This window comes from Sphingomonas sp. (genome assembly GCF_019746665.1).
Taxonomy (GTDB): domain Bacteria; phylum Pseudomonadota; class Alphaproteobacteria; order Sphingomonadales; family Sphingomonadaceae; genus Sphingomonas.
The window spans coordinates 48,733-72,851 of sequence record NZ_JAIERS010000005.1 but is presented as its reverse complement, the minus strand read 5'-3'; the positions used below and the strand labels follow the sequence as shown (position 1 = coordinate 72,851).

The 24,119-nt window shown below is 69.3% G+C and carries 28 protein-coding genes, 2 tRNA genes and 1 pseudogene; 14 read left to right on the top strand and 17 right to left on the bottom strand.

The window, feature by feature from the left end:
* The 7 genes from ccoO to ccoS are packed head-to-tail and all read left to right on the top strand — an operon-like array spanning position 1 to position 5,948.
* Positions 1 to 735: a cytochrome-c oxidase, cbb3-type subunit II gene (ccoO, locus tag K2X73_RS03270; protein ID WP_294108510.1), complete on the top strand. Its 735-nt coding sequence runs from the start codon at positions 1 to 3 to the stop codon at positions 733 to 735.
* Positions 732 to 893, top strand: a complete 162-nt coding sequence (locus tag K2X73_RS03265; RefSeq protein ID WP_294108509.1) for a cbb3-type cytochrome c oxidase subunit 3 — start codon at positions 732 to 734, stop codon at positions 891 to 893. The genes ccoO and K2X73_RS03265 overlap by 4 nt, the downstream gene beginning before the upstream one ends.
* A complete protein-coding gene (gene ccoP / locus K2X73_RS03260) occupies positions 886 to 1,773 on the top strand; it encodes a cytochrome-c oxidase, cbb3-type subunit III (protein WP_294108507.1) in 888 nt (295 codons plus the stop codon). The genes K2X73_RS03265 and ccoP overlap by 8 nt, the downstream gene beginning before the upstream one ends.
* The gene (gene ccoG, locus K2X73_RS03255) at positions 1,770 to 3,230 is read left to right on the top strand and encodes a cytochrome c oxidase accessory protein CcoG (protein ID WP_294108505.1); all 1,461 of its coding nucleotides are present in this window, start codon (positions 1,770 to 1,772) and stop codon (positions 3,228 to 3,230) included. Before ccoP ends, ccoG begins: the two co-directional genes overlap by 4 nt.
* Positions 3,227 to 3,685, top strand: coding sequence for a FixH family protein (locus K2X73_RS03250; protein WP_294108503.1), 459 nt, complete (start codon positions 3,227 to 3,229; stop codon positions 3,683 to 3,685). The genes ccoG and K2X73_RS03250 overlap by 4 nt, the downstream gene beginning before the upstream one ends.
* Positions 3,682 to 5,808, top strand: a complete 2,127-nt coding sequence (locus K2X73_RS03245; protein ID WP_294108501.1) for a heavy metal translocating P-type ATPase — start codon at positions 3,682 to 3,684, stop codon at positions 5,806 to 5,808. Before K2X73_RS03250 ends, K2X73_RS03245 begins: the two co-directional genes overlap by 4 nt.
* Positions 5,805 to 5,948: a cbb3-type cytochrome oxidase assembly protein CcoS gene (ccoS, locus tag K2X73_RS03240; protein ID WP_294108499.1), complete on the top strand. Its 144-nt coding sequence runs from the start codon at positions 5,805 to 5,807 to the stop codon at positions 5,946 to 5,948. Before K2X73_RS03245 ends, ccoS begins: the two co-directional genes overlap by 4 nt.
* Before the next feature lie 10 nt (positions 5,949 to 5,958).
* Here ccoS and K2X73_RS03235 read toward each other — a convergent pair whose 3' ends face one another.
* The 3 genes from K2X73_RS03235 to K2X73_RS03225 form a co-directional block, all read right to left on the bottom strand.
* Positions 5,959 to 6,252: a type II toxin-antitoxin system RelE/ParE family toxin gene (locus K2X73_RS03235; RefSeq protein ID WP_294108497.1), complete on the bottom strand. Its 294-nt coding sequence runs from the start codon at positions 6,250 to 6,252 to the stop codon at positions 5,959 to 5,961.
* A complete protein-coding gene (locus K2X73_RS03230; protein ID WP_294108495.1) occupies positions 6,249 to 6,497 on the bottom strand; it encodes a type II toxin-antitoxin system ParD family antitoxin in 249 nt (82 codons plus the stop codon). Before K2X73_RS03230 ends, K2X73_RS03235 begins: the two co-directional genes overlap by 4 nt.
* A 62-nt stretch (positions 6,498 to 6,559) precedes the next feature.
* The gene (locus K2X73_RS03225) at positions 6,560 to 7,231 is read right to left on the bottom strand and encodes an OmpW family outer membrane protein (RefSeq protein WP_294108493.1); all 672 of its coding nucleotides are present in this window, start codon (positions 7,229 to 7,231) and stop codon (positions 6,560 to 6,562) included.
* A 103-nt stretch (positions 7,232 to 7,334) separates the two neighbouring features.
* On the opposite strand from K2X73_RS03225, the gene hemN reads away from it, so the two are divergent.
* Positions 7,335 to 8,654, top strand: coding sequence for an oxygen-independent coproporphyrinogen III oxidase (gene hemN, locus K2X73_RS03220; protein ID WP_294108988.1), 1,320 nt, complete (start codon positions 7,335 to 7,337; stop codon positions 8,652 to 8,654).
* A gap of 13 nt (positions 8,655 to 8,667) precedes the next feature.
* A complete protein-coding gene (locus tag K2X73_RS03215) occupies positions 8,668 to 8,868 on the top strand; it encodes a hypothetical protein (protein ID WP_294108492.1) in 201 nt (66 codons plus the stop codon).
* A 64-nt stretch (positions 8,869 to 8,932) separates the two neighbouring features.
* Here K2X73_RS03215 and K2X73_RS03210 read toward each other — a convergent pair.
* Both K2X73_RS03210 and cpdR read right to left on the bottom strand, forming a co-directional pair.
* Positions 8,933 to 9,007 (bottom strand) — tRNA-Val (locus K2X73_RS03210).
* A 58-nt stretch (positions 9,008 to 9,065) separates the two neighbouring features.
* Positions 9,066 to 9,449, bottom strand: coding sequence for a cell cycle two-component system response regulator CpdR (cpdR, locus tag K2X73_RS03205; RefSeq protein ID WP_294108491.1), 384 nt, complete (start codon positions 9,447 to 9,449; stop codon positions 9,066 to 9,068).
* A gap of 83 nt (positions 9,450 to 9,532) precedes the next feature.
* Between cpdR and K2X73_RS03200 the strand changes: the two genes are divergently transcribed.
* Positions 9,533 to 10,381: an N-formylglutamate amidohydrolase gene (locus K2X73_RS03200; protein WP_294108490.1), complete on the top strand. Its 849-nt coding sequence runs from the start codon at positions 9,533 to 9,535 to the stop codon at positions 10,379 to 10,381.
* Between the two features lie 210 nt (positions 10,382 to 10,591).
* Here the strand turns inward: K2X73_RS03200 and K2X73_RS03195 are convergent, their stop codons facing one another.
* Both K2X73_RS03195 and K2X73_RS03190 read right to left on the bottom strand, forming a co-directional pair.
* Positions 10,592 to 11,359: a SapC family protein gene (locus K2X73_RS03195; protein ID WP_294108489.1), complete on the bottom strand. Its 768-nt coding sequence runs from the start codon at positions 11,357 to 11,359 to the stop codon at positions 10,592 to 10,594.
* A gap of 53 nt (positions 11,360 to 11,412) precedes the next feature.
* On the bottom strand, positions 11,413 to 12,864 hold the full coding sequence (locus K2X73_RS03190; protein WP_294108488.1) for an FAD-binding oxidoreductase: 1,452 nt from the start codon (positions 12,862 to 12,864) through the stop codon (positions 11,413 to 11,415).
* Positions 12,865 to 12,978: 114 nt separating this feature from the next.
* On the opposite strand from K2X73_RS03190, the gene K2X73_RS03185 reads away from it, so the two are divergent.
* A complete protein-coding gene (locus K2X73_RS03185; RefSeq protein ID WP_294108487.1) occupies positions 12,979 to 13,692 on the top strand; it encodes a ParA family protein in 714 nt (237 codons plus the stop codon).
* An 8-nt stretch (positions 13,693 to 13,700) separates the two neighbouring features.
* Entirely contained in the window at positions 13,701 to 14,447 is a 747-nt protein-coding gene (gene aat / locus K2X73_RS03180; protein ID WP_294108987.1) for a leucyl/phenylalanyl-tRNA--protein transferase, read from the top strand.
* Positions 14,448 to 14,482: 35 nt separating this feature from the next.
* On the opposite strand, the pseudogene K2X73_RS03175 reads toward aat, so the two are convergent.
* The 5 genes and pseudogenes from K2X73_RS03175 to K2X73_RS03155 form a co-directional block, all read right to left on the bottom strand.
* Positions 14,483 to 14,716 (bottom strand): annotated as a pseudogene (locus K2X73_RS03175) (DUF2155 domain-containing protein); the annotation flags it as partial.
* Positions 14,717 to 14,933: 217 nt separating this feature from the next.
* Complete coding sequence (locus K2X73_RS03170) at positions 14,934 to 15,326, bottom strand: NADH:ubiquinone oxidoreductase subunit NDUFA12 (protein ID WP_294108486.1); 393 nt, start codon at positions 15,324 to 15,326, stop codon at positions 14,934 to 14,936.
* A gap of 215 nt (positions 15,327 to 15,541) precedes the next feature.
* Positions 15,542 to 16,027, bottom strand: coding sequence for a DUF192 domain-containing protein (locus K2X73_RS03165; RefSeq protein ID WP_294108485.1), 486 nt, complete (start codon positions 16,025 to 16,027; stop codon positions 15,542 to 15,544).
* Positions 15,990 to 16,523 carry a cold shock protein gene (locus K2X73_RS03160; RefSeq protein ID WP_294108986.1) on the bottom strand — a complete coding sequence of 178 codons (534 nt, stop codon included), beginning with the start codon at positions 16,521 to 16,523 and terminating at the stop codon, positions 15,990 to 15,992. Before K2X73_RS03160 ends, K2X73_RS03165 begins: the two co-directional genes overlap by 38 nt.
* A 104-nt stretch (positions 16,524 to 16,627) precedes the next feature.
* A complete protein-coding gene (locus tag K2X73_RS03155; protein WP_294108483.1) occupies positions 16,628 to 17,176 on the bottom strand; it encodes a RecX family transcriptional regulator in 549 nt (182 codons plus the stop codon).
* A 107-nt stretch (positions 17,177 to 17,283) separates the two neighbouring features.
* Between K2X73_RS03155 and K2X73_RS03150 the strand changes: the two genes are divergently transcribed.
* Both K2X73_RS03150 and K2X73_RS03145 read left to right on the top strand, forming a co-directional pair.
* Entirely contained in the window at positions 17,284 to 19,041 is a 1,758-nt protein-coding gene (locus K2X73_RS03150; RefSeq protein WP_294108481.1) for a fatty acyl-AMP ligase, read from the top strand.
* Positions 19,042 to 19,087: 46 nt separating this feature from the next.
* A tRNA-Trp gene (locus K2X73_RS03145) sits at positions 19,088 to 19,164 on the top strand.
* A gap of 85 nt (positions 19,165 to 19,249) precedes the next feature.
* On the opposite strand, the gene K2X73_RS03140 is transcribed toward K2X73_RS03145, so the two are convergent.
* The 5 genes from K2X73_RS03140 to K2X73_RS03120 all read right to left on the bottom strand — a co-directional run bounded on the left by K2X73_RS03140 (position 19,250) and on the right by K2X73_RS03120 (position 24,052).
* Entirely contained in the window at positions 19,250 to 19,714 is a 465-nt protein-coding gene (locus K2X73_RS03140) for a hypothetical protein (protein WP_294108478.1), read from the bottom strand.
* Between the two features lie 110 nt (positions 19,715 to 19,824).
* Complete coding sequence (locus K2X73_RS03135) at positions 19,825 to 21,207, bottom strand: methyl-accepting chemotaxis protein (protein WP_294108477.1); 1,383 nt, start codon at positions 21,205 to 21,207, stop codon at positions 19,825 to 19,827.
* A gap of 276 nt (positions 21,208 to 21,483) precedes the next feature.
* The gene (locus K2X73_RS03130) at positions 21,484 to 22,659 is read right to left on the bottom strand and encodes a glycosyltransferase (protein WP_294108473.1); all 1,176 of its coding nucleotides are present in this window, start codon (positions 22,657 to 22,659) and stop codon (positions 21,484 to 21,486) included.
* 5 nt (positions 22,660 to 22,664) lie between these two features.
* Complete coding sequence (locus tag K2X73_RS03125; protein ID WP_294108471.1) at positions 22,665 to 23,201, bottom strand: DUF2141 domain-containing protein; 537 nt, start codon at positions 23,199 to 23,201, stop codon at positions 22,665 to 22,667.
* The gene (locus tag K2X73_RS03120; protein WP_294108469.1) at positions 23,198 to 24,052 is read right to left on the bottom strand and encodes a hypothetical protein; all 855 of its coding nucleotides are present in this window, start codon (positions 24,050 to 24,052) and stop codon (positions 23,198 to 23,200) included. The genes K2X73_RS03125 and K2X73_RS03120 overlap by 4 nt, the downstream gene beginning before the upstream one ends.
* Between the last annotated feature and the right edge of the window lie 67 nt (positions 24,053 to 24,119).

The following is a 24,119-nucleotide window of genomic DNA, read 5'->3' as shown; positions in this document are numbered from 1 at the left end:
ATGACCACGCTTGCCGAGCGGCACAAGACGATCGAGCGCAACATCACGCTGCTCGCGGTGCTCGCGCTCCTCACCGTCGCGATCGGCGGGATCGTCGAGATCGCGCCCCTATTCTGGATCCAGTCGACCGTCACCCCGGTGCCCGGCGTGCGGCCTTACAGCCCGCTCGAACTCGCCGGGCGCGACATTTATGTGCGCGAGGGCTGCTATGGCTGCCACAGCCAGATGATCCGCCCGTTCCGCGACGAGGTGGAACGCTATGGCCATTACAGCCTGGCCGCCGAGAGCATGTACGATCACCCCTTCCAATGGGGATCGATCCGCACTGGGCCTGATCTCGCGCGGGTCGGGGGCCGCTATTCGGACGAGTGGCACGTCCAGCACCTGAAATATCCGCAGGCGGTGGTGCCCGAATCGATCATGCCGCGCTACGCCTTCCTCGCCGATCGCGCGCTGAAGCCGGAGACGATCGCCGGGCATTTGCGGGCGCTCGCCGATGTCGGCGTGCCCTATGGCAAGGAAGCGATCGACGCGGCCGAGGCTGATCTGATCGCGCAGGGCACGCCCGATGCCGACACCGCCGGGCTGCTGAAGCGCTATCCCAAGGCGCAAGCGCGCGATTTCGACGGCGACCCCAAGCGCCTGACCGAGATGGACGCGCTGATCGCCTATCTCCAGTCGCTCGGCACCCAGGTCGATTTCAAAGCCGCCGAACCCCGCGAGCAGGCGCGATGAGCACCTATGACAGTCTGCGCCATCTGGCGGACAGCTGGGGGCTGGTGGCGATGACCGCCGCTTTCCTGGGCTTCAACCTCTGGGCGTTCCGGCCCCGCGCGCGGGCGCACCATGACCGCGCCGCGCGCAGCATCTTCGAGGGGGACGATCATGAGTGACCCGCGCCGCATCGACGCCGCGACCAACACCGCCTTTGTCGGCCATGAATGGGATGGGATCGAGGAACTCGACACCCCCATGCCGCGCTGGTGGCTGTGGACGCTCTACGGCACGATCCTGTTCGCGATCGGCTATTGCATCGCCTATCCCGCCTGGCCGCTGATCGACCATGCGACGGCGGGCGTGCTCGGCTGGACCAGCCACGGCGCGCTCCAGCAGGAATTGAGCGCCGAGGCGAAGCGCAAGGCGCCGATCCTGGCGGCGCTCGCGCGCACCCCGATCACCGCCGTGCCCGGCAACGCGCAATTGCTGCGCACCGCGACCGAGGGCGGGCGCGCCGCGTTCAAGGTGAATTGCGTCCAGTGCCACGGCGCGGGCGCGGCGGGCACCAAGGGCTATCCCAATCTGAACGATGATGACTGGCTGTGGGGCGGCGATCTGGCGACGATCGAGCAGACCATCGCCCACGGCATCCGCTCGCCGGTGGATGAGGCGACCCGCCAGTCGCAAATGCCCGCCTTTGGCCGCGACGGCATCCTGACCGCGCCGCAGATTCAGGATGTGGTGAGCTTCGTCCGCTTCGCCTCGCACCAGGAGGCGGCGAGCGCTGCCGCGCGGCGCGGCGCGGCGCTGTTCGCCGCCAATTGCGCCGCCTGCCATGGCGAGAACGCGCACGGCACCCGCGCGCTCGGCGCCCCCAACCTGACGGACGCGATCTGGCTCTATGGCGGCGACCGCGCCACGCTTACCGAAACCGTCACCAACGCGCGCTCGGGGATGATGCCGGCGTGGGGCCAGCGGCTCGATCCGGTGACGGTGAAGATGCTCGCGCTCTACGTCCATGGCCTGGGCGGCGGCGAGGCGGCGCCCGCGCCATGAACGCGCCGCCGCCGTCGACCCAGTTCTTCGCCCCGCGCGCGAAAATCTTCCCGCGCAAGGTCGACGGCTTTTTCCGCCGGCTGAAATGGGCGGTGATGGCGGTGACGCTGACGATCTACTACGTCACCCCCTGGCTGCGCTGGGATCGCGGGCCTTATTCCCCGGATCAAGCGGTGCTGGTCGATATCGCGCACCGCCGCTTCTACATGTTCGCGATCGAGATCTGGCCGCACGAATTTTATTATGTCGCGGGCCTCTTGGTGATGGCGGCGCTGGGGCTGTTCCTGGTGACGAGCGCGGTGGGGCGCGCCTGGTGCGGCTATGCCTGCCCGCAAACGGTGTGGACCGATCTGTTCGTCCATGTCGAACGCTGGATCGACGGCGACCGCAACGCGCAAGCCCGGCTCGACGCCGCGCCCTGGGGGCCGGCCAAGGCGGCCAAGCGCTTCGCCAAATGGGGGCTGTGGCTCGCGATTTCGGCGGCGACCGGGGGGGCGTGGATCTTCTATTTCGCCGACGCCCCCGCGCTCGCCCGCGCGCTGGCGGCGGGCACCGCGCCCTATGTCGCCTATGCGACGATCGCCCTGCTCACCGCGACCACCTTCACCCTTGGCGGGCTGCTGCGCGAGCAGGTGTGCATCTATATGTGCCCCTGGCCGCGCATCCAGACGGCGATGATGGACGAGCAATCGCTCGGCGTGACCTACAAATATTGGCGGGGCGAGCCGCGCAGCCACGGCGTCAAGCGCGGCCCCGATCTCGCCGCGATGGCCGCCGGCGCGACCGTGGGAGACTGCATCGATTGCGCCGCCTGCGTGCAGGTATGCCCAACCGGCATCGACATTCGCGAAGGCCCGCAGATCGGCTGCATCACCTGCGGTCTGTGCATCGACGCCTGCGACGCGGTGATGGCGAAGCTCGACCGCGCGCCCAAGCTGATCGGCTATACCACCGAGGCCGATGTGAGGCGCGGGCTCGCCGGCACCCCCGCCGTGGCGCCAATCAAGCGGCTGCTGCGCCCGCGCACGCTGGTTTACCTGCTGGTCTGGGCCGGCATCGGCTGCGGGATGCTGTTCGCGCTCGGCACGCGCGAGCATCTGGGGCTGAGCGTGCTCCAGGCGCGCAACCCGATCTGGGTGCGCCTGTCCGACGGGCGCATCCGCAACGCCTATACGGTGAAGCTGCGCAACATGGAGGCGCGCCCGCGCCGCGTGACGCTGAGCTTCAGCGGGATCGACGGCGCGATCTGGGACGAGGATGGCACCGTGCGGAAAGCCGGCCCCAGCCTGCGCCTGACGGTCCCCGCCGATCAGGTGCTGACCCGCCAGCTATTCCTCGCCGCGCCCGCCGCCGGGCCGGTGCGCCAGGATCTGATCTTCACCGCCACCGCCGCCGATCCGGGCAGCGAGGGCGAACTGGTCCACGATGTCGCCCATTTCGAAAGGCCCCAGCCATGACCGCGCGCTTCACCGGCCAGCACATGGCCGCGATCCTGATCGCCTTTTTCGCGGCGGTGATCGCGGTGAATTTCTACATGGCGCGCACCGCGGTGATGACTTTCGGCGGCACCGTGGTCGATAACAGCTATGTCGCGAGCCAGCATTATGCGCGCTGGCTCGACGAGGCGGCGGCGCAGGACCGCGCCGGCTGGCGCGCCGAGCCGGAGATCGCCGGCGGCCGGCTGATGCTGGTGTTGCGGCGCGCCGGGCGGCCGGTGGCGGGCGCGCGGGTGCGGGTGAGCGCGCGGCATCCACTCGGCGCGCTGCCCGATCGCGTGATCGAGCTGCTGCCCGCCGCGACCCCGGGCCGCTACCGCGCGCCGGTCGCACTGCCGCCGGGACGCTGGCAGCTGCTGATCGAGGCGCGCGATGGCGGCGCCCAGGCCCGCTTCGAAACCGAGCTGCGCGCGTGACGATCGCCGCCGCCCCGCCTCATGCCGCCAGCGCCGCCGCCGAGAGCCTGTTCAGCGTCGAGGGGCTGCGCTGCGCCGGGTGCATCGCCACGCTCGAAACCGGGCTCGGCGCGACGCCCGGGGTGATCGCGGCGCGGGTGAACTTTTCCGCCAAAAGGCTGCGCGTCGCCCATCTGCCCGAGCTGGACGAGGCCGCGCTGCTCACCGCGATCGACGCGCTGGGCTTCGCCGCCCACCCCTTCGCGGCGCCGCCCGCCCAGGCACCCGGCGAGGCGCGCCGGCTGGCGCTCGCGCTTGGCGTCGCGGGGTTCGCGGCGATGAACGTGATGCTGCTGTCGGTCTCGATCTGGTCGGGCGCCGATGGTGCGACGCGGCAGCTGTTCCACTGGCTTTCGGCGCTGATCGCGCTGCCCGCCATCGCCTATGCCGGCCGCCCCTTCTTCGAGAGCGCCGCGCGCGCGCTGCGGCGGGGGCGGACCAACATGGACGTGCCGATCAGCATCGGCGTGGCGCTCACCGCCGCCACCAGCCTCTACGAAACCGCGACCGGCGGGGCGCACGCCTATTTCGACGGCGCGGTGATGCTGCTGTTCTTCCTGCTCGCCGGGCGGCTGCTCGACAGTGTCGCGCGCGCCCGCGCCGAGGATGGCGTCGCCGCGCTGCTCCGCCGCGTGCCGCGCGAGGCGACGGTGGTGCGCGGCGGCATCGCCGAACGCCGCGACGCCGCCGAACTCGCGCCCGGAATGCGGCTGCTCGTAGCAGCCGGCGAGCGCATCGCCGCCGATGGCGTGGTCGAGGCGGGCGAAAGCAGCATCGACCGCGCGCTGGTGACGGGCGAAAGCCTGCCCGAGGCCGCGCGCCCGGGGACCAAGGTGCTCGCGGGCACGATCAACCTCGCCGCCCCGCTCACCATCCGCGTGACGGCGGTGGGCGAGGGTTGCGCAATCGCCGAGATCGCCCGGCTGATGGAGGCGGCGGGGCAGAGCCGATCGGCCTATGTCCGCGTCGCCGATCGCGCCGCGCGCTGGTACGCGCCGGCGGTCCACAGCCTCGCGGCGGCGAGCTTCGTCGGCTGGCTGATCGCCGGCGCCTCGCTCCACCAGGCGGTGACGATCGCGGTCGCGGTGCTGATCATCACCTGTCCCTGCGCGCTGGGGCTCGCGGTGCCGGTCGCGCAGGTGGTGGCGAGCGGCGCGCTGCTGCGCGCGGGGGTGCTGGTGAAGGACGGCTCCGCGCTCGAACGCCTCGCCCGCGCCAGCCGCGTGGTGCTCGACAAGACCGGGACGGTGACGCTCGGCCAGCCGCGCGTGACCGCCGGGCTGCCCGAGGAGGCGGCGGCGCGCGCGGTGCTCGCGGCGCTGGCCGGGGCGAGCCGCCACCCGCTCGCCCGCGCGGTGAGCGCGGCGTTGGAGGGTGTCGCGCCGGCGGCGATCACGGGGTTGGTCGAACATCCTGGGCTCGGAATCGAGGGCTTCTACCAAGGCGAACGCGCCCGGCTCGGCCGGCCCGATTGGGTACTGGGCGGGGCCGCGAGCGCGGAACACCGGGCGGCCTTCGCCTGGGGCACGATCAACGCCGCGATCGAGGTCGCCGATCCGCCCCGCGCCGATGCAGCCGCGGCGATCGCCGAACTCGCCGCGCTCGGGCTCGATCCGGTGCTGTTTTCGGGCGATTCCCCCGCCGGCGTGGCGCAAGTCGCCGGACCGCTGGGCATCACCGCCGCCGCGCGTATGAGCCCCGCCGACAAGGCCGCGCGCATCGCCGCGCTCCAGGCCGCCGGCGCGCGCGTGCTGATGGTGGGCGACGGACTCAATGACGGCCCCGCGCTCAAGGCGGCGAGCGTCGCGATGGCGCCTGCCGAGGCGACCGATGTCGGCCAGCAGGCCGCCGACGCGCTGTTCTTTGGCGACCAGCTGCGCGCGGTGCCCCGCGCGGTGCGCGCGGCGCGGGCGACGATGGCGGTGGTGCGGCAGAATTTCGCGCTCGCGATCGGCTATAACCTGCTCGCGGTGCCGCTCGCGATCGCCGGCCAGGTGACGCCGCTGATCGCCGCCCTCGCCATGTCGGGCTCGTCGCTGCTGGTGGTGGGCAATGCGCTACGCCTGCGCGGGGCGGCACGATGACCGGGGTCGCGCTGCTCATCCCGATCGCGCTCGGCCTGGGCCTGGCCGGGCTCGGCGCCTTCTTCTGGGCGGCCAAGAGCGGCCAGTTCGAGGATCTCGACGGCGCCGCGCTGCGCGTGCTGATCGAGGAGGAGGATTGAGGCGCGCGCCTCACCGAGACGGGAGATGGCGCTCCAGGTCCATCGCCGTGTGCAGGACGCGTGCTACGATCAGCGTGCCGGCCGCCGGGTCGGGGCTGACGATGAGATAATGGGATCGCACCCGAAACAGGCGAAATTCTGGAGATATGGGCCGCGCCAGCGCCGGGTTCGCGGCGACGCGCGTGGCGCTGTCGCGGATGTCCGCCAAATAGCGCGTCGCGACCTCCACGCCCCAGCGCTCGATCGAATAACGACGGAGTGCGTCCAGTTCTTCAACGGCGAGCTTTGACCAAGCGAGCTTCACCCAGCGGTGGAGGCGTCCGCGACGAACGCATCAATATCGAAGCCTTCCGCCAAGCCGCTGGCAAGCCCCGCCTTCCCCAGCGCGACCAGCCGGTCAAGGACACGCGCGTCTTCGGACAGCCGCCACAACCCCGCCCGGCACGCTTCGGAAAGCGAGGCGAAACGCCCCTCCGCCACCAGCCGCTCGCCAAGGGCTTCGGCATTACCCAGATCGACGGCGACGCGCCCGTCGCGCGGGATTTCCATGACGCATCTCCTTGACCGCAGGAATGTAGCGCCAGGATGTCACCCGGACAACTGGCTTGCCGTTACAGCCGCACTCCCAGGCCGATGCCCACCACCACCGGGTTCACGTCCACCTGCACCCGCTGCAACCCCAGCCCGGCGCTGAAGAGCCGGGCGCGGGTGCCGACATCGAGATATTTCACGTCGATGTTCACGAAGAACTTCTTTGAGATGTCGATGTCGGTGCCCGCCTGCAGCGCCCAGCCGACGCTGGTCGGCAATTGCACCGGTGTCCGCCCGGCGACCGCCTCCAACGCCCGCGTCGAATGGGCGTTCCAGAACACGGTCAGGTTCACCCCGGCGCCGACATAGGGCCGCACCTTGGCCTTGGGGTTGAAGTGATATTGCGCGGTGAGTGTCGGCGGGAGCACCCAGGTGGTGATGATATTGCCGACATTCTTGGTCCCCGGCCCCACCGTCGCGATCTCGTGCCGGCTGGTCGCGGCGATCAGCTCGAACCCGATATGGTTGGTCGCCATGTACGTCAGGTCGATTTCGGGGACGACGCTGTGCCCAACATCGACGCTTTCGGTGGGCAGCGCCGGCAGGATCGGGCCGTTGCGCCCCGTTGGTACCACCGCGATCGTGCGCACCCGCAGCAGCACGTCGCCCTGCTTGATGCCCACCCGGTCCTGCGCCATCGCCTGACCGGAAACCACCACCGCCGCCGCCGCGGCCAACGCCATCTTGATCATTGTCCCTACCTCCGCTGGGTAGGGCGTTGATGCGCCCGCGAAACGGGTGCGCGCTTTGATCCGCGTCAAGGCGGGGGAAAGCGATCGGGGCGATGCCACCGCCATGTGGCGCTATCATCCCCAACTGCTCGAGCGGCCGGTGCCGCGCTATACCAGCTTCCCGACCGCGGCCGAATTCGACGAGAGCGTCGGCCCGGGGGACATGGCGGCGGCGCTCGCCGCGCTGCCGGTGGAAGCGCCGGTGTCGCTCTATCTCCACATCCCCTATTGCCACCAGATTTGCTGGTATTGCGGGTGCAACACCGGCGCCGCCAATCGCAGCGCGCGGCTCTCGGCCTATCTGCAACGGCTGGGCGAGGAGCTCGATCTGGTCGCGGACCGGCTGGGCGCGCGCGCGCTCAGCCGGGTGGCGCTCGGTGGCGGCAGCCCCAATGCGCTCAGCCCCGAACAGTTCGACGCGCTGCTCGCCCGGCTGCGCGCGCGCTTCGATCTGCGCCGCGCGGAACTGTCGGTCGAGCTTGATCCGCGCGCCTTTGGCTGGAGCTGGGCGGCGGCGCTCGCCCGCGCCGGGGTCCACCGCGCGAGCCTGGGGGTGCAGACCTTCGCGCCGCATGTCCAGGCGGCGATCGGGCGCGTCCAGCCGGTCGATATGATCGCCTGCGCGGTGGCGCAGCTGCGGCTGGCGGGGGTCAGCTCGCTCAATTTCGATCTGATGTATGGCCTGCCGGGGCAATCGCTCGGCGATCTCGACGCGACGCTCGATCAGGCGATCGCACTGGGGCCGGATCGGCTGGCGGTGTTCGGCTATGCGCATGTCCCGCATCTGCTGCCGCGCCAGCGCCAGATCGACGCGCGCGCCCTGCCCGACGCGGCGGCGCGGTTCGAGATGGCGCGCTTCGCTCATGCCCGGCTGAGCGCGGCGGGCTACGCGCCGATCGGCTTCGATCATTTCGCCAAGCCCGGGGATCCGCTGGCGCGCGCGGCGGCCGCCGGCACGCTCGCCCGCAATTTCCAAGGCTTCACCGACGATCCCGCGCGCGCGCTGATCGGGCTCGGCGCCTCGGCGATCAGCGGCTTTCCCGGCGCGCTGCTCCAGAATGAGAAGAATAGCGGGCGCTATCATCTGCGCATCGGCCAGGGCCAGTTCGCCACCGCGCGCGGCCTGCGCCGATCGGCGGCCGACCGCGCCGTGGGCAACGCGATCGAGGCGCTGCTGTGCCAGGGCAGCGCCGAACTCGCCGGGCTGCCCGGCCTGGCCGGCGCGCGCGCGGCGCTCACGCCTTTCCTGGCAGCAGGGGTCGCGGCGCTCGATGGCACGCGGCTGAGCCTGACCGACGATGGCCTGCCCTATGCGCGCGCGATCGCGGCCACGCTCGATCCCTATCGCGCGAGCAGCGCCGTGCGGTTCAGCAGTGCGGTTTGATCGCGCCCTGGCGATGGCGGGCGCGGTGGCGCTGGCGGGTGCCGGCATCCCGTGCTCCGCCGCCGTTACCGTGCTGCGGCTGAGCCTGTGCGGCGGCCATGCTCCGATCGAGATTCCGCTGCCCGGCAAATCCGCGCCCAAGCCCGATTGCGGCGCCGCCTGCCACGCCGCCTGCCCGCGCCGCACGCGGCTGGTGCCGGGCAATGCCGCCTGAGCCGCGCGCCGTCCGCGCGGATGAAAAAAGGCCGCCGGTCAAGCGACGCGGCGGCCTGTTTCGATGGTGGGCGTGGCAAGGATTGAACTTGCGACCCCTGCGATGTCAACACAGTGCTCTACCACTGAGCTACACGCCCACGAAGGAAGCGCCGCATAACCGGAGCGGCGCGCGCGCGCAAGCGCTTTCGCCGGATGTTACGGCCGCAGCGTCGCCTGCCCGCCTTCGAACAGCCGATCGACCTCCAGCACCAGATCGCGCAGGTGGAACGGCTTGGACAAGACCCGCGCATTGGGCATCGCATGGCCCGCCTTCAGCGTGACGGCGGCGAAGCCGGTGATGAACATCACCCGCAAATTGGGGGCGACTTCTCCCGCCTTCTGCGCGAGTTCGATGCCGTCCATCTCGGGCATCACGATGTCGGTGAGCAGCAGGTCGAAATGCTCCGCCTCGATCAGCGGCAGGGCGGCGGTGCCCCGGTCGACCGAGACCACCGCATAGCCCGCGCGTTCCAGCGCGCGCGCCAGATAGCTGCGCATCACGTCATCGTCTTCGGCAAGCAGGATTCGCGGGCTAGTCATGCGGAGGCTTTTATCCGCCAACCCTTTAAGATTTTCCAGCCTGCCCCTACCCGCTGGGGGGCGCTTCCCCTAAACCATCGGCGATGACGCGGCACGGCAGCTTCGATCGGCTGGGCGCGGCGACCCCGGCGAGCCCGGTGGTCGTCTCGGTGCCGCATGGCGGGCGCGATTATCCCGCGGCGATGCTGCCCCTGCTCGCGCTGCCGCCGGGCGCGCTGCGGCCGCTCGAGGACCGGCATATCGACACGCTCGCCCGCGCCGCCTGGGGGGGCGAGACCGTGCTGATCGAGCGCACCGCGCGCGCCTGGATCGACCTGAACCGCGCCGAGCAGGAGCGCGATCCGGCGATCGACGCGGGCGCCGATCCGCGTCGCCAGGGCGCGCCGAGCGTGAAGCTGCGCAGCGGGCTGGGGCTGGTGCCGCGCCGCGTCGGCGGGCGCGATCTGTGGCGCGGGCGGCTCCAGGCGCGCGACGTGGAGGCGCGGATCGCGAGTGTCCACCGCCCCTATCACGCCGCGCTCGCCGAGGCGCTGGCGGCGGCGCGGGCGCGTTTCGGGGTGGCGGTGCTGCTCGATCTCCACTCGATGCCGCCCCTGGGGCCGCCCGAGTCGGTCGCGCGCGTGGTGTTCGGCGATCGCTTCGGGCGGACGAGCGCGGCGCGCTTCGTGGCGACGCTGGAGGCGGTGGCGGACGCCGCCGGGCTCGCCCATGCGCTCAACACGCCTTATGCGGGCGGGCACATCCTCGATCGCCATGGCGCGCCGCCGCGCGGTATCCATGCGGTGCAGGTGGAGCTTGATCGCCGGCTGTATCTCGATCCCCCGCTCGACGCGCCGGGGCCGGGCTTCGCCGCCGCCGCCCAACTGGTGCGGGCGATGGTCACCGCGCTCGCCGACGAAGCGCTGGGCAGCCTCGCCACCGCGGCCGAATAACGGCGCATAAAAAACCACCTCGCGGCAAAGGCACGCGAGGTGGCCAAGGTTCAGGGAGGGGATACATCCGAAGATGTATCACGCGGTCCGCGAAAGGGGGGACACGGCGCCGCGCTCAACCCAAATAGGCGCCGGGCAAATCGGTTTCAAGCCGTGTCGCGCCGCGATGCACGAAACAAAGCGTTTCGCGCACGCGCCCTTGGATTAATCTTAGAGCGCGGCGGGCGCCGGCATCAGGCCGCGATCGAGCTGGCGCTGGAAAATCTCCCGCATCAGCGCGAGCGAGAACAGATGCGCGTAGAGCAGCGGCAACATGCCGTTCTGCGACATCTTGCGCAGCTGGTCGCCGCGCAGATCGCGCAGCTTGTTCTCGTCGACCATCTGGAAGCCGCGATAGACGAAGGGCTGTTCGCTGCCTTCGGGCTGGATCGTCACTTCGCCTTCGGTCAGCAGGCCGCTTTCCTTCAGCTCGACCATGAACTGCTGGGTGCGCATCCCGGCGGTTTCGAAGGTCTCGTTGAACTGCAGGATGTTCTTGGTCAGCTCGCTGGGCTCGGCGCCATTGAACAGCGGCTCGCCCTCGTCGAACGCGCCGACGCCTTCGTAGGTCGGATCGAAGCACAGCGACAATTCCTGCGCGTCGGGCGTCAGCCGGGCGAGCAGGAAGGGATAGCGGCGGACATAAGCGGGGACGTAGAAATTCTGCTCGACCAGCTTGCCCTCGGCGTCGATGAACACGTTGACGCCCTCGTTCAGGCCCATCAGCGCGAGCGGAATCGGATCGTCACCGCTCGAAAAGACGATCGGCATGAAGCGCTGGACCAGCGCGAACTCGTCCACGGTCACGGGGATCGCATGCTGGCCGACCAGGAACGGGGCGCGATCCATGCGCTTGGTGCGGAAATCGGCATGGGCCTGGCTCGAAAGCGGTTCGAGCTGGTTGTAGAATAGCGGCAGGGATTGCGGCGCGCTCGCCATGTAAACTCTCCGAATAGATGCGCGGCCCCCCTGGCCGGCCTTTGCCCCGGCCTCTATGGCGCGGGCGCGCCGGGCGCAAGGCTCACCAGCTTGCCCGGGTTCATGATCCCGAGCGGATCGAGCGCGGCCTTGATCGCGCGCAAAGCGCCCAGCCGCGCGGCGCCGCCCAGCCGTTCGAGCTCGGCGCGCTTCATCTGGCCGATGCCATGCTCGGCCGAGATCGAGCCGCCGGCTTCGACCACCAGATCATGGACGAAGCGGCTGATTTCGGGCGCCGCCCGCGCGTACCACGCCTCGGCCTCCACGCCGGCGGGCGCGCGGACGTGGAAATGGACATTGCCATCGCCCAGATGCCCAAAGCCGCTCGCCTGGGTACCCGGGAAGCGTGCCTCGCACGCCGCCGCCGCCTCGATCATGAAGGCGGGCATCGTCGCGACCGGCACCGAGATATCGTGCTGCACCGCCGGTCCCTGCGCGCGCTCGGCGGCGGAGATCGAATCGCGCAACGCCCAGAACGCCTCGGCCTGCGCCTCGCTCGCGGCGATCACCGCGTCGGCCACCTGCCCGGCTTCCAGCGCCGGGGCGAGCAGACGTTCGAGCAGCGCGGCGGGGGGCTCGGCGGCGGGGTCGCTCGCGGTCGCCTCGATCAGCACATGCCAGGGGTGGCGCCCCGCCAGCGGCGCGCGCGCGGCGGGGAGATAGGCGAGCACCGCGTCGAGCGATTCCTGTGGCAGGATCTCGAAGCTTTCGATCGCGGGGGTCGCCGCCTCCATCCGCCGCAGCAGCGCGAGCGCCTCGGCGGGGTTCGTCACCCCCACCCAGGCGACGCCGCGCGCCGCGATCGCCGGGGCAAGCCGCAGCGTCGCGGCGGTCACCACGCCCAAGGTGCCCTCGGCGCCGACCAGCAACCCCTTCAGATCATAGCCGCGATTGTCCTTCTTCAGCGCGCTCAGCCCGTCATAGATCGCGCCGTCGGGCAGCACCGCCTCGATTCCGGCGACCAGCGCGCGCATCGTGCCGAAGCGCAGCACCTGGGTGCCGCCGGCATTGGTCGAGACCAGCCCGCCGATCGTCGCCGTCCCGCGCGCGCCGAGCGTCAGCGGGAAGCGGCATCCTTCCGCCGCCGCCGCCGCGTGGAGATCGGCGAGCACCACCCCCGCCTCGGCGACCGCGAGCATCCCTTGCGGATCGAGCGCGCGCACCCGGTTCAGCCGCCGGAGCGACAGGAGCAGCGCGGTGCCATCGCCGGGCGGAGTCGCCCCACCCACCATCGAGCTGTTGCCCCCCTGCGGCACCAGCGGCACGCGGTGCTCGGCGGCGAGCCGCACGATGGCGGCCACCCCGGCGGTATCGGCGGGCGCGAGGATCGCCGCGCTCTCGCCGTGGTAGCGCCCGCGCCAATCGGTGAGCCAGGGCGCGACATCGGCCGGATCGTCGATCACCGCGCGCGGCCCCAGCGCCTCGCGCACCGCCGCGATCAGCGCGGTTTGAGCAGCTTGCGTCATCACCGCCGCTGTCGCACGCCGCGAGACGGCGCGACAAGAGCTTGTATTTGTGGCGCCGCTTTGGGTTGCGCCCCGCGCGCGGCTCTTGCACGATGGGCGGCAGGAGGACGGGCCTTGGCGACGATCGCGATCTACAGCCTGAAAGGGGGCGTCGGCAAAACCACGCTGGCCGTGAACCTCGCCTGGTGCGCGGCGACGCAATCGGCGCGGCGCACGTTGCTGTGGGACTTGGACCCCCAGGCGGCGAGCACTTTCCTGCTCGGCGCGCGCAAGCCCAAGGACGCGGCGCAGGCGGTATTCACCAAGGATGTCGCGCCCGAAAAGCTGGTGGTGCCCACCGCCACGCCCCGGCTCGATCTGCTCGGCGCCGATACATCGCTGCGCGGGCTCGACGTGCTGTTCCACGAACTCGACAAGAAGAAGCTGCTCACCAAGCTGCTGGCGCAGGTGGGGCGCGATTACGACCGGGTGCTGCTCGATTGCCCGCCCGGCATCACCGAGACGAGCGACCAGGTGATGCGCGCCGCCGATCTGATCGTGGTGCCGGTGATCCCCTCGCCGCTCTCCGAACGCGCCTATGCCGAAGTCGCCGACAAGCTCGGCAAACGCGCCGCGCTGATGCCGGTGCATTCGATGGTCGATAAACGGCGCAAACTCCATGCCGAAGCGCTCGCCCGTCATCCCGACTGGCCGGTGGTGCCGATGGCGAGCCTGATCGAGCAAATGGCCGCGAAGCGCGCGGCGATCGGCGGCTTCGCCCCGCGCAGCGCCGCCGCCCAGGCATTCCAGGCGCTGTGGACCGCGATCGAACGGCGGCTCGCCGGGTAACGAAGGCGATGGAACGGCTCGACCCGAAACTGGTGCTCGGCGCCTATGCGGTCGGCGTGTTCCCGATGGCCGATCATCGCCAGGCCGAAACCGTTTATTGGGTGGAGCCCAAGCGGCGGGCGATCCTGCCGCTGAACGGCTTCCACCTCTCGCGCTCGCTCAGGAAGACGATCGCCGCCGATCGCTTCGAGGTGACCGCCGATCGCGATTTCCGCCAGCTGATCCGGCTCTGCGCCGAGGCCGAGCCCGATCGCCCCGAAACCTGGATCAGCGAGCCGATCGAAACCGTGTTCCTCGATCTCCACGCCCAGGGTCACGCCCATTCGATCGAATGCTGGCAGGATGGCCAATTGGTGGGCGGACTTTATGGCCTCGCGCTGGGGCGGGCCTTTTTCGGCGAATCGATGGTGTCGCGGGCGCGCGATGCGTCGAAGGTGGCGCTCGCCTGGCTCGTCGCGCGGCTCAAGGTGGGGGGCTTCACCCTGCTCGATTGCCAGTTCCAGACCGATCACCTCGCCTCGCTCGGCGCGATCGAGATCAGCCGGACGACTTATCTGGGGCTGTTGGCGTCGGCGGTCGGCGGCGCGGTGTCGGCGGGGGCCGGCGCGGGCGCGGGGGTGGGCGCGCTCTCGTTCCCGTCGGAGGCGTCGGGCGATTTCTTCGCGCTCGATAGCGGCGCGGGGGCGGCGACCGATACCGACTCAGGCCCGCCTTCGGGGAAGCGCATCGCGCAGCTCTTGACCGTCACGTCATAAACCGGATCGAGCACCACGTTCAGGCTCGGCCGCTCGCGATAGAGCCAGCCCGAAAAGACGCGGCGCCATTTCTTGTCGGGCATCAGCCGATCGAGCTGGACGAAGCCGCCGGTATATTGGTCGGTCTCCCAGGGCGCGGTCATCTCGCAGGCGCGCAGGCGGACCACCGCGTCGCCCACCCGGATCGCCTCGCCGGGCTTCAGCGTCAGGTCGCGGGTGCGGCCGTTGCGCTTGTTGAGAAAGCCGAGCACCGCGACCCGCTCGCGCATCGGGGTGGTGCCGGCGGCGAGGGTCACATCGGGGGCGGCGTCGACCGTCGCGACTCCGCTCAGGCCCGGGTCCTGATCGAGCACGGTCTCGCCCTGGGTCTTGACCGGCTGGTCGCCGGCCGGCTCGTTGCCGAGCCATGTCCACAGCCCCCAGCCGCCCGCGGCGAGCACTAGCACGCCGAGCGCGACGAGCACCCAGCGGCGCACGCCGCGCCGCTCACTCACCCGGAACCCAGGCCTCGTAATCGCCGGTCGCGGCGGCGCGGCGGCCGCCCTTTTCGAGCGCGCCGGCGGGGCGATAGGCGCGATCGGTGCCGGTCAGATTGGGGACCGGCGGCTTCTGCCACGGGCGCGGCGCGGGCAGCGCCTGGGCGGGCGCCGCGTCGACCTGATGCGTCAGCCAGCTGAACCATTCGGGCGGGATGCGGCTCGCGTCATTCTCGCCGTTATAGATCACCCAGCGGCGCGTGATGCCGTTGGGATCGCGCCCGCCCTCGAAATAGAGATTGCCCGCGGCATCCTCGCCGGCGCGGGTCTTGCCGCGCAGCTGCCGCCGCGTGCCGATGGTGGCGCCCGTCCACCAGGTGAAGATCGATCCAAGCAGGCCCATGGCTCAGCCGCTTAGCGCGAGCGCGGAGGGGCTGCAACCGCGAGAGAGAACAGGGATGATCTCCCTCAAGCCAATTCCCGGCTTTCGCCCCGGGCTTGTTGCCGGGTCCACCGGCGCGCCCGGCCTTCCCATCCTACGGTTGGAGCTGTCCCCGATGCCGGAACAAGTCCGGCATGACGTCTGGCTCTATGACTTGGCTTGCTCCTGCCGTGCCATCAATTCCCCCACCACGCGACCTTATCCCCTTCGGCGATGCCCAACTCCGCCGCCCGGCCGCCGCGCAGCTCCAGCACCGCGCTCACCGGCTCGCCCGAGGGGATAGGGGTTTCGGAGAAAGGGGTCGTGTTCTCGGCGATGCGCGCGATCGTATGGTCGGCGCGAATGAAGACGATGTCGAGCGGACTCGGCGTGTCCTTCATCCAGAAACTCGCTTCGCGGGGTGCGCCGCCGCCGGGCGGATAGGGGGCGAACAACATCCCGCCATCGTCGGCGATGCGGGTGCGGAACATGAGGCCCCGGGCCTGCTCGGCGCTGCTCCGGGCGGGCTCGACGTTGAACCGGTGCGTCCCGGCGCTGCCCGAGATCGTCACGGCGATGCGCGGGAGCGGCGCGGCGTCGCTCGTTTCACCGCCGCCCGAGCAGGCGGCGAGCAGCAGCGCCGCGCTACTCGACCACGACCGCCAGCGGCCCCTTGCGGCCATCGACGACGCGCGCGCGGAGCGGTTGCTCGGGCATGACCTCGCCAATCCCGGCGCGGCGGAGCGTTTCCATATGGACGAACACATCATGCCCATCGCGCGCACGGACCAGAAAACCATAGCCTTTCAACCGGTTGAACCACTTGACCTTGACCGGCTCGAACGGGCCAGCCTCCTCGATCAACGCCACCGGATCGATCCGGTCAAGCGGTTTGATCCGCGGCGGCGGCTCGATCGCGCGCGACAGATCGATATTGACGATCTCCCGCGCCTGATAACCGCGATCCCGCTTGATCGCGACGCAATCGATCCGCGCCCCCTCGGGCAGGCTGCGCCGGCCATGGGGCTGTAACACCGTGAAATGAACCAGAATATCGCCCAGCCCACTGCCCTCGGCGACCGCGAAGCCGAAGCCGCGCGTCACGTCGAACCATTTGACCGTGCCGACCACGCGCTGCTCGCCGTCGAAATGGTCTGAGACCGCCATGTCGGGCGGCATCGCGCCCGGCTGGCCAACTGATGGTTCGATGCGCATCGGCATCCTCCCTTGCATCAGTCATGCTAGCACGATCGGCACAGCGGCTCAAAGGAATGTTGACACTATTATGTGTCTATTTCCCTGGACACTTCTTCCGGCTTCATTTTCAATATCTTAGCAGCAACATCCGGGCCATGCCCGGCGCGCAGCATTGCCGCGAACTGCTTCTGCCACGCCGGACCTTGCACCATTTCGGCACCGAAAGGGCCGAATCGTCGTCGCTTGGCGAAAGCGAGCGCGGTGGCGAATGCCTGCGTCTCCTCGGCGAATTCCATGGTGATTTCAGCGGATAACGCGCGGTCGATACCGGCGGCGTCCAATGCCCGCGCCACCCGACGCACCCCCAGCCCTCGCCGGCTAAGCGACCGCGCCCGCGCGGCGCCATAAGCGGCATCGTCGATATAGCCGAGCGCCACGAACCGATCGGCGATCGCGCCCGGATCGGCAGGCGCGGCACTAGCCCAGCCCCGCTCGCGCAGCTTGCGTGCCAGATAGTCCAGCAATTTCAATCGGCTGGTCGCGAAACGCTCGACATAACGCAGCGCCATGCGCTCCAGCGCGGCCTCGTCGAGCGGGGTCGGGCGCCGCGCGGCGCGAGGGGGGTGTGCGGCCATGCCATGATTGTGCCACAGTCAAACCCGATTTTGAACGCTTGCGTGCAGCAGGGGGCGCGCAACTTGGAGCGGCGCTGGCCGTTCAGCTGAATTGGGGCTTCTTATCGATGGGGATCGCGTTGGGGCAAACCGGGTCCGAACCGCATAAAGTGCCCACGCCGACCGAGTGCGCGCTGCCGCGCCGCTTGTCCGACTTCGCAACCGTGAGCGACGCGCTGGATTACGCCGCGCGGGGCCAACGTGGCCTGAATTTTCACGATGCGCGCGGCACGCTGGTTCGCAGCTACCCCTATGCCGCCTTGCGCGAAGATGCGCTGGCGATGGCCCGCCGCCTGATCGCGCGGGGCATCGCCCCCGGTGAGCGGGTAGCGCTGATCGCCGAGACCGGACCCGATTTCGCCGCGCTGTTCTATGGCGCGATCTATGCCGGGGTGTGGCCGGTGCCGCTCCCCCTGCCCACCTCGTTCGGCGGGCGTGAGGGCTATGTCGAGCAGATCCGGGTCCAGCTCGCGAGCAGCGAACCCAAGCTGCTGATCTTCCCGCCCGAACTCGCCGAGATGGCGGGTGATGCCGCGCGCGCCGGCGGTGTCGAAGGCCTCGATTGGACCAGCCTCGCCGCCGAGCCCGCCCCCGAGGCACCATTGTTCGCGGCACAGCCCGACGACATCGCCTATCTGCAATATTCGAGCGGCTCGACGCGCTTCCCCCACGGGGTCGCGATCACGCACCGCGCGCTGCTGAACAATCTTTCCGCGCATGGCCACGCGATGGCGCTGCTCTCGAGCGACCGCTGCATCTCGTGGCTGCCCTGGTATCACGACATGGGCCTGGTCGGGTGCATGTTGTCGCCGATGGCGAACCAACTGTCGGTCGATTACCTCAAGACCGAGGATTTCGCGCGCCGCCCGCTCGCCTGGCTCGATCTCATCACCCGCAACCAGGGCACCAGCGTAAGCTATTCGCCGACCTTCGGTTACGACATTTGCGCGCGGCGCATGTCGAGCCAGACCAAGGCGGCCGACCGGTTCGACCTGTCGCGCTGGCGGCTCGCGGGCAATGGCGCCGACATGATCCGCCCGGACGTGATGCAGGCATTCGTCGACGCCTTCGCCGGCGCCGGGTTCGACGCGCACGCGTTCCTGCCCAGCTATGGTCTCGCCGAGGCGACGCTCGCCGTCTCGATCATGCCCCCGGGCGAGGGCATCCGCGTCGAGCTGGTCGAGGAGACCCAGCTGTCGGGCAATGTCGCGCGCCAGGACCGCCCGCAGCGCTACCGCGCGATCGTCAATTGCGGCAAGCCGGTGAAGGACATGGAAGTCCAGATCCGCGACGAGGATGGCGAAGCGCTCGGTGAGCGCCAGATCGGCAAAATCTGGTGCCGCGGCCCCTCGATCATGACCGGGTATTTCCGCGATCCCGAAGCGACCGCGGCCTGCATGGTCGATGGCTGGCTGGATACCGGCGACATGGGCTATCTGTCCGACGGCTACGTGTTCATCGTCGGCCGCGCCAAGGACATGATCATCGTCAACGGCAAGAACCACTGGCCGCAGGACATTGAATGGGCGGTCGAGCAGCTGCCCGGCTTCAAGGCCGGCGATATCGCTGCCTTTGCGATCACCACGCCGGGCGGCGAGGAGACACCGGCGGTGCTCGTGCAATGCCGCACGTCGGACGAGGGCGAGCGCAGCCGCTTGCGCGACGAAATCCGCGAGCGGGTGAAGGCGGTGACCGGCATGAATTGCGTGATCGAGCTGGTGCCGCCGCGCACCCTGCCGCGCACCAGCTCCGGCAAGCTCAGCCGCGCCAAGGCCCGCAACCTGTACCTGAACGGCGAGATCAAGCCCTACGCGATCGCCGCGTGAGGGCCTTGCCGGGCACGGGGCGCCCGGCTATGGCTCGGCGGCCCGTAGGAGTGTAGCTCAGTTGGTTAGAGCATCGGTCTCCAAAACCGAGGGTCGGGGGTTCGAGTCCCTCCACTCCTGCCAGGGCTGATCGGAACGGATTGGAGGCTGTTTCAGCACGGCTGAAACAGCGGCGGCCCCAGCCCGCCCAGCGAAGCCGAAACCGACTCTAGCTTCGCAATTTCTCCACCACGCCGACGATGAACGCGGTCGACCAGGTGATGAACACGATCCCGGTCAACGCCTCCAGCGCGATCAGCAGACGCCACGGGCGGAAGGCGCGCTCCTCGGGCGCGCCGAGCGTCGCATAGGCCGATGCCGAGGCGTAAAGCGCCTGCTCGAAGGCGTGCGGATGGATGACCAGCCAATAAAAGAGCGCGAACACGCCGATTTCCACCAGGTGCAGCGCGAACAGCGACAAGGCGATGCCGCCGAGCAGGGGCAAGGCGCGCAATCCGAAGCGGCTCGCCTTCAGCCGCCGCTCTTCCAACGGACGCCAGTTCGAAATCGCCATCAGGCCCAGTGCGTGCAGGCTGATCATCGCCAGCAACATCGCCGCCGCCGCCGCGAGTTGCACGCCGAGCGCGAGCGGCTGCTCGGGCTCGGCCATGATCGAGTTGAGCGGCACGGCCATCCGCGCTCAACCCCCGGGAGGCGGGGCGGTTGCGGGGAGTGCGTGGGTTGGGGACGCAAAACCCCCTCCCCGAACGGGGAGGGGTAGGTTCATCGAAATGGGCTCGTGCCTTAGAAGTCGCTCCAGTCCTCGGCGAGCGCGGTATTGCCCGCCACCGCCCGGCGCGGCGCGGCCTTGGGTGCGGCCTTGGCGACAACCTGCGGCTTGGAGCGCGCCACCGGCGCCACCGACGCGCCACCGTTATCAAAGCGCGCCATCAGCGTCGAAAGCGCGTCGGCCTCGCTCGCCAGGCTGCGCGCCGCCGCGGTCGATTCCTCGACCATCGCCGCGTTCTGCTGGGTCATCATGTCCATCTGGCCGACCGCGCCGTTGATCTGTTCGATCCGCACCGCCTGTTCCTCGGTCACGCGCGAGATCGAGCCAACCTGGGCGGTGACTTCGCCGATCTTGCCGACCATCCGCGTCAGGATCGAACCCGTCTCCCCGACCAGCTTCACGCCGCCCGCGACCTGCGCGTTGGAGGCTTCGATCAGGCCCTTGATGTCCTTGGCCGAATCGGCGCAGCGTTGCGCCAGCGCCCGCACTTCGGAGGCGACCACCGCGAAGCCGCGCCCGGCGTCGCCAGCACGCGCCGCCTCGACGCCCGCGTTGAGCGCGAGCAGATTGGTCTGGAAGGCGATCCCGTCGATCACATTGATGATCTGGCCGATTTCGCTCGCCGATTTCTCGATGGCTGCCATCGCCTCGACCGCCGATTGCACGACCCGGCCGCCTTCCAGTGCTTCCGCGTTGACGGCGCTGACGCCGTTCGCGGCGGAGCCGGCGGCGCGTGCCGCCTCTCCGATTGCTTTCGTCACTTCGCCCATCGACGCCGCCGTTTCGGCGAGCGATGCCGCCTGGCGCTCGGTGCGCTGCGCCAGATCGTGCGAAGCCGAGTTGATCTCGCCCGCGCCGGTCCGCACGCCGGCGGCCGAATCGCGCACCTGGTGCATCAAGCCCTCAAGCTCGGTCATTGTCTGGTTGAAGCTCTCGCGCAGCGCCTCATAGCCTTCGGGCAGCGCCGCGATCCGGTGGCTCAGTTGGCCGGCCGCGAGCGCCTGCAAACCTTTGCTCAGCGCGCCGACGACGGTGTCGAGCGCCTTGCCATTTTCCTCGCGCAGCGCGAGCGCGTTGGCGCGGAACACGGCCATCGCCTGGGTCATCCGCCCGACGCAGTCGCGATGGTCCATATAGCCGATGGGCGTGTCGAGATCGCCCGCGGCGAGCCCTTCCATCCGCACCACGGTGTTCACATAAGGCGTGCAGATCGCCACCCGCGACATCAGCACGAACAGCGCCGTCACCGCCACGCCCCCCAGCGCCACGGCAAGCGGCATACTCCAACCGCGCTCCAGGAACGTCGCCAGCGCGACCGCACCGGTGATGACGACATGGACAATCAGCATAATCGTAAACTTCGCGCGGATCGGCGCGTGCTTCGTGAACCAGCTCATTTCGGTGTCCCCGCACTACTACCATCTCGTAGTTGGCCGAGGTTGCGCTCGTGCTGGTTACCGATGGCCTAACTTCCGCGCCACGCATGCCCAAAGCGGGCAGTGGCCGCGTCTTTTTTTGAATACGATTGCAAAAGATCAAGCTTGAAAAGGCCGTCGCGCTTCTGTCAGACGTCGATAGCGCCCTAATTATTGTATTTACAAAATTTTACGCCGAGAATCGGGGCGGGTTAGGCAGCAAGCTAGCCGTTACGCTGTTTCCCGAGTCGCTGTGCGCTAGGCCGCCAAGCGTCGACCATCGGCGACCAGCTGTTGATAAAAGGCCATCAGCTCGGCGGTATGCGCGACATCGGTCCGCACCCTCGCAGCGGCTACCGTGGCGGCACGCCGTAGGAGTACGGGGTCGCGCCCGAACAGCTGCGCGATCGCCGTCGCAGCGGCCCCAGGATCCTTCGCGCGGTAAAGCGCGGAGGCTTGGCGGTCGGCGACTTCAGCACAGCCGCCTTCGTCGGGCGCGATCAGCGGCAGGCCCGAGGCGATCGCCTCGGCGGCGACCAGCCCGAACGGCTCACCCTCCGACCCGTGAATCAGCGCGTCGGCGCTCGCCATTAGTGTCGCGAGCTTCAACCGATCGTAGATTGGCGGCCGCAGCTTGATATGGGGATAAGGCGCGATCAGCCGCTCGATTCGGCGCCGTTCATAGCCGTCACCGATCAGCACCAACCCCACCGGCAGCGTTCGGCTGGCGCGCACCACCGCCTCGATCACCATTGGCCAGCGCTTTTCCGGGTGGTGACGGCCGAGCCCAAGCAACAGATGCCCGCGCTCCGGCAGTCCCAGCTCGGCGAGCGTCGCCGCGCGCAGCCGCTCGTCGCGCAGGGTGGGTGAGAAATGGCCGCGCTCGATGCCCAGCGGCATCGCCGCGTCGATCCGTACCCCGCGCCGCTTCAGCCGCTTCTGGAGCGCTGGTCCGTTGGTGAGCACCGCATCGTAGTATTTCAGGAAGTCGTTGAGATAGCGGCTGTACCAGGCGAAGCGCCGCTCGACCCAGGCGGGCGAGGCGAGCCCTTCGAACCAGCGTTCGACATAGGCCTTCAGATTGTCGTTATGCATGAAGAACACGCGCGGGGCGGTGCCCCGCCACCGTCCGACAATCCAAGCTGGACGCCAGGGCGAGCTCGCCTCGACGAGATCGGGCGCGAGGTCGTCGAGCAGGCGGGTGACGGGCTGGGCAGACCAGAACAACCCATAATTGGAGTCGAACGGCATCGGCGGCGCCTTGATGTAGATGACGCGCCCGCCGGGGCGTTCATCGACCCAGTCGCGCCGGGCGGGGGCGATCACGATCAACTCGTGCCCCAGCTCGGCCATCAGCTGCATCTTACGGTCGACATAAGTGCGGACGCCCCCGCCGGTCGGCGAGTAGAACTCGTTGACGTCGACGATCCGCACGCGCCCTAGTCGTTGCCGAGCGGGCCGAAGCCCGAAAAGATGCTCTTCAGATATTGCGCCCGGATCGTCACATTGGCGATCCCGCCGCCCACCTCGACCTCTGCCGAGGCGAGCTTGGGCTTTGCGCGACCGAGCCGGGCATTGCCGGGCACGCCAGCGCCATCCTGCCAGATGCTGAACTTGTTCTTGCCGTCGCGGTCATGGGTAAAGAACAGCGCGTAGCGCCCGGGATGGGGGACGCGGATGCAAATCGCGACATCGCCGCTCGCCGGGGTATCGACCCAGATGCGGCGGAAGACCTTGCCCTCCTTTTCCAGATCGCGATCATCGCGGAGGAAATCGGTCTGGTTGGCCGGATAGAGCTCCAGCTTCAGCCGGCCCTTGCGATCTTTCAGCCCCGTGATGCGCGCCTCGATCGCCGGCCCCTCGCGGCTTTCGCAGGCAGCGGCGTCGGCACCGAGCGCCGGGCGCGCGGCGGCGGGCGCGGTGACAAACGCCACGGCGAGCGCCGCCAGCGGCGCTACGAGCGGGAAACGGATCATCGGCGGCTCCTGAACAACTGCGCCAGGGGAAACGCGCCGAGCAGCAGCACGTGCACCACCAGCGTAAGCCCGGCGATGAGCGCCACCGGCATCGGTAAGCCCTGACCTGCCCCCAAAAGCCCGACAAAATTGGCGAAAAGAAGGTCTTTGTTCGGCACGAAGGGCAGCCGACCGAGGATCATCCGCACTGCTGACAACAGCAGCCACGCCCCCAGCGGCACCTGCGGCAGGGCGAGCGCCCAGACCAGCGCGAGCAGCACCGTGCTTACGACCAGCCGGACGATATGCACCCAGAATACATACCAGCGCTCGCCCACCGGCAGTGAAAAGACGCGCCGGCGGAACACCCAGAACGGCACTGACACCGCGACCACGAACAGCGCCGACAGCCCCAGCCCCTGCAGCTGCGCCGGACCAAGCTTGGCTGCGAACGGCACCGACAGCGCGATCAACACCAACGTCACCGCGTTGCCGGCGAGCGCCGACAGGATGCTGACGTCCTTCACAGCACCGAACGGCGCCGCAACCGTGCGCGCGCGTTCTCGCGCCCAGGCATAGAAATAAGCCTCGCCCGAATAGCCGAACAGCACTTCGTTCGCGATGCGCTTCTTGATCAGCGCCACCAGTCCTTCGATCGGGATGCCCCAAAGCCGGCGAAAAATGACGTAGTCGCCCACCGGAAGCGCGAAATACATCGCCAGGAAAGCCAGGTAGAACCAGGGATCAGCCGGCACCGATCGCGCGAAATTGCGCCAGCCGTGGCCGAACAGCTGGTAGCCGACGCCCACCACCATCGCCAGGCTGATCGCCGCGCCCAGCCACTGCGTCCAGCGGCGCGGCGCGGCCGCCACGGGGGCCGTTGTGCCTTTGTTTTCCTGCATTTGGTCGGCTGGAGGGAACAAGAAGATGGCTCGCCGG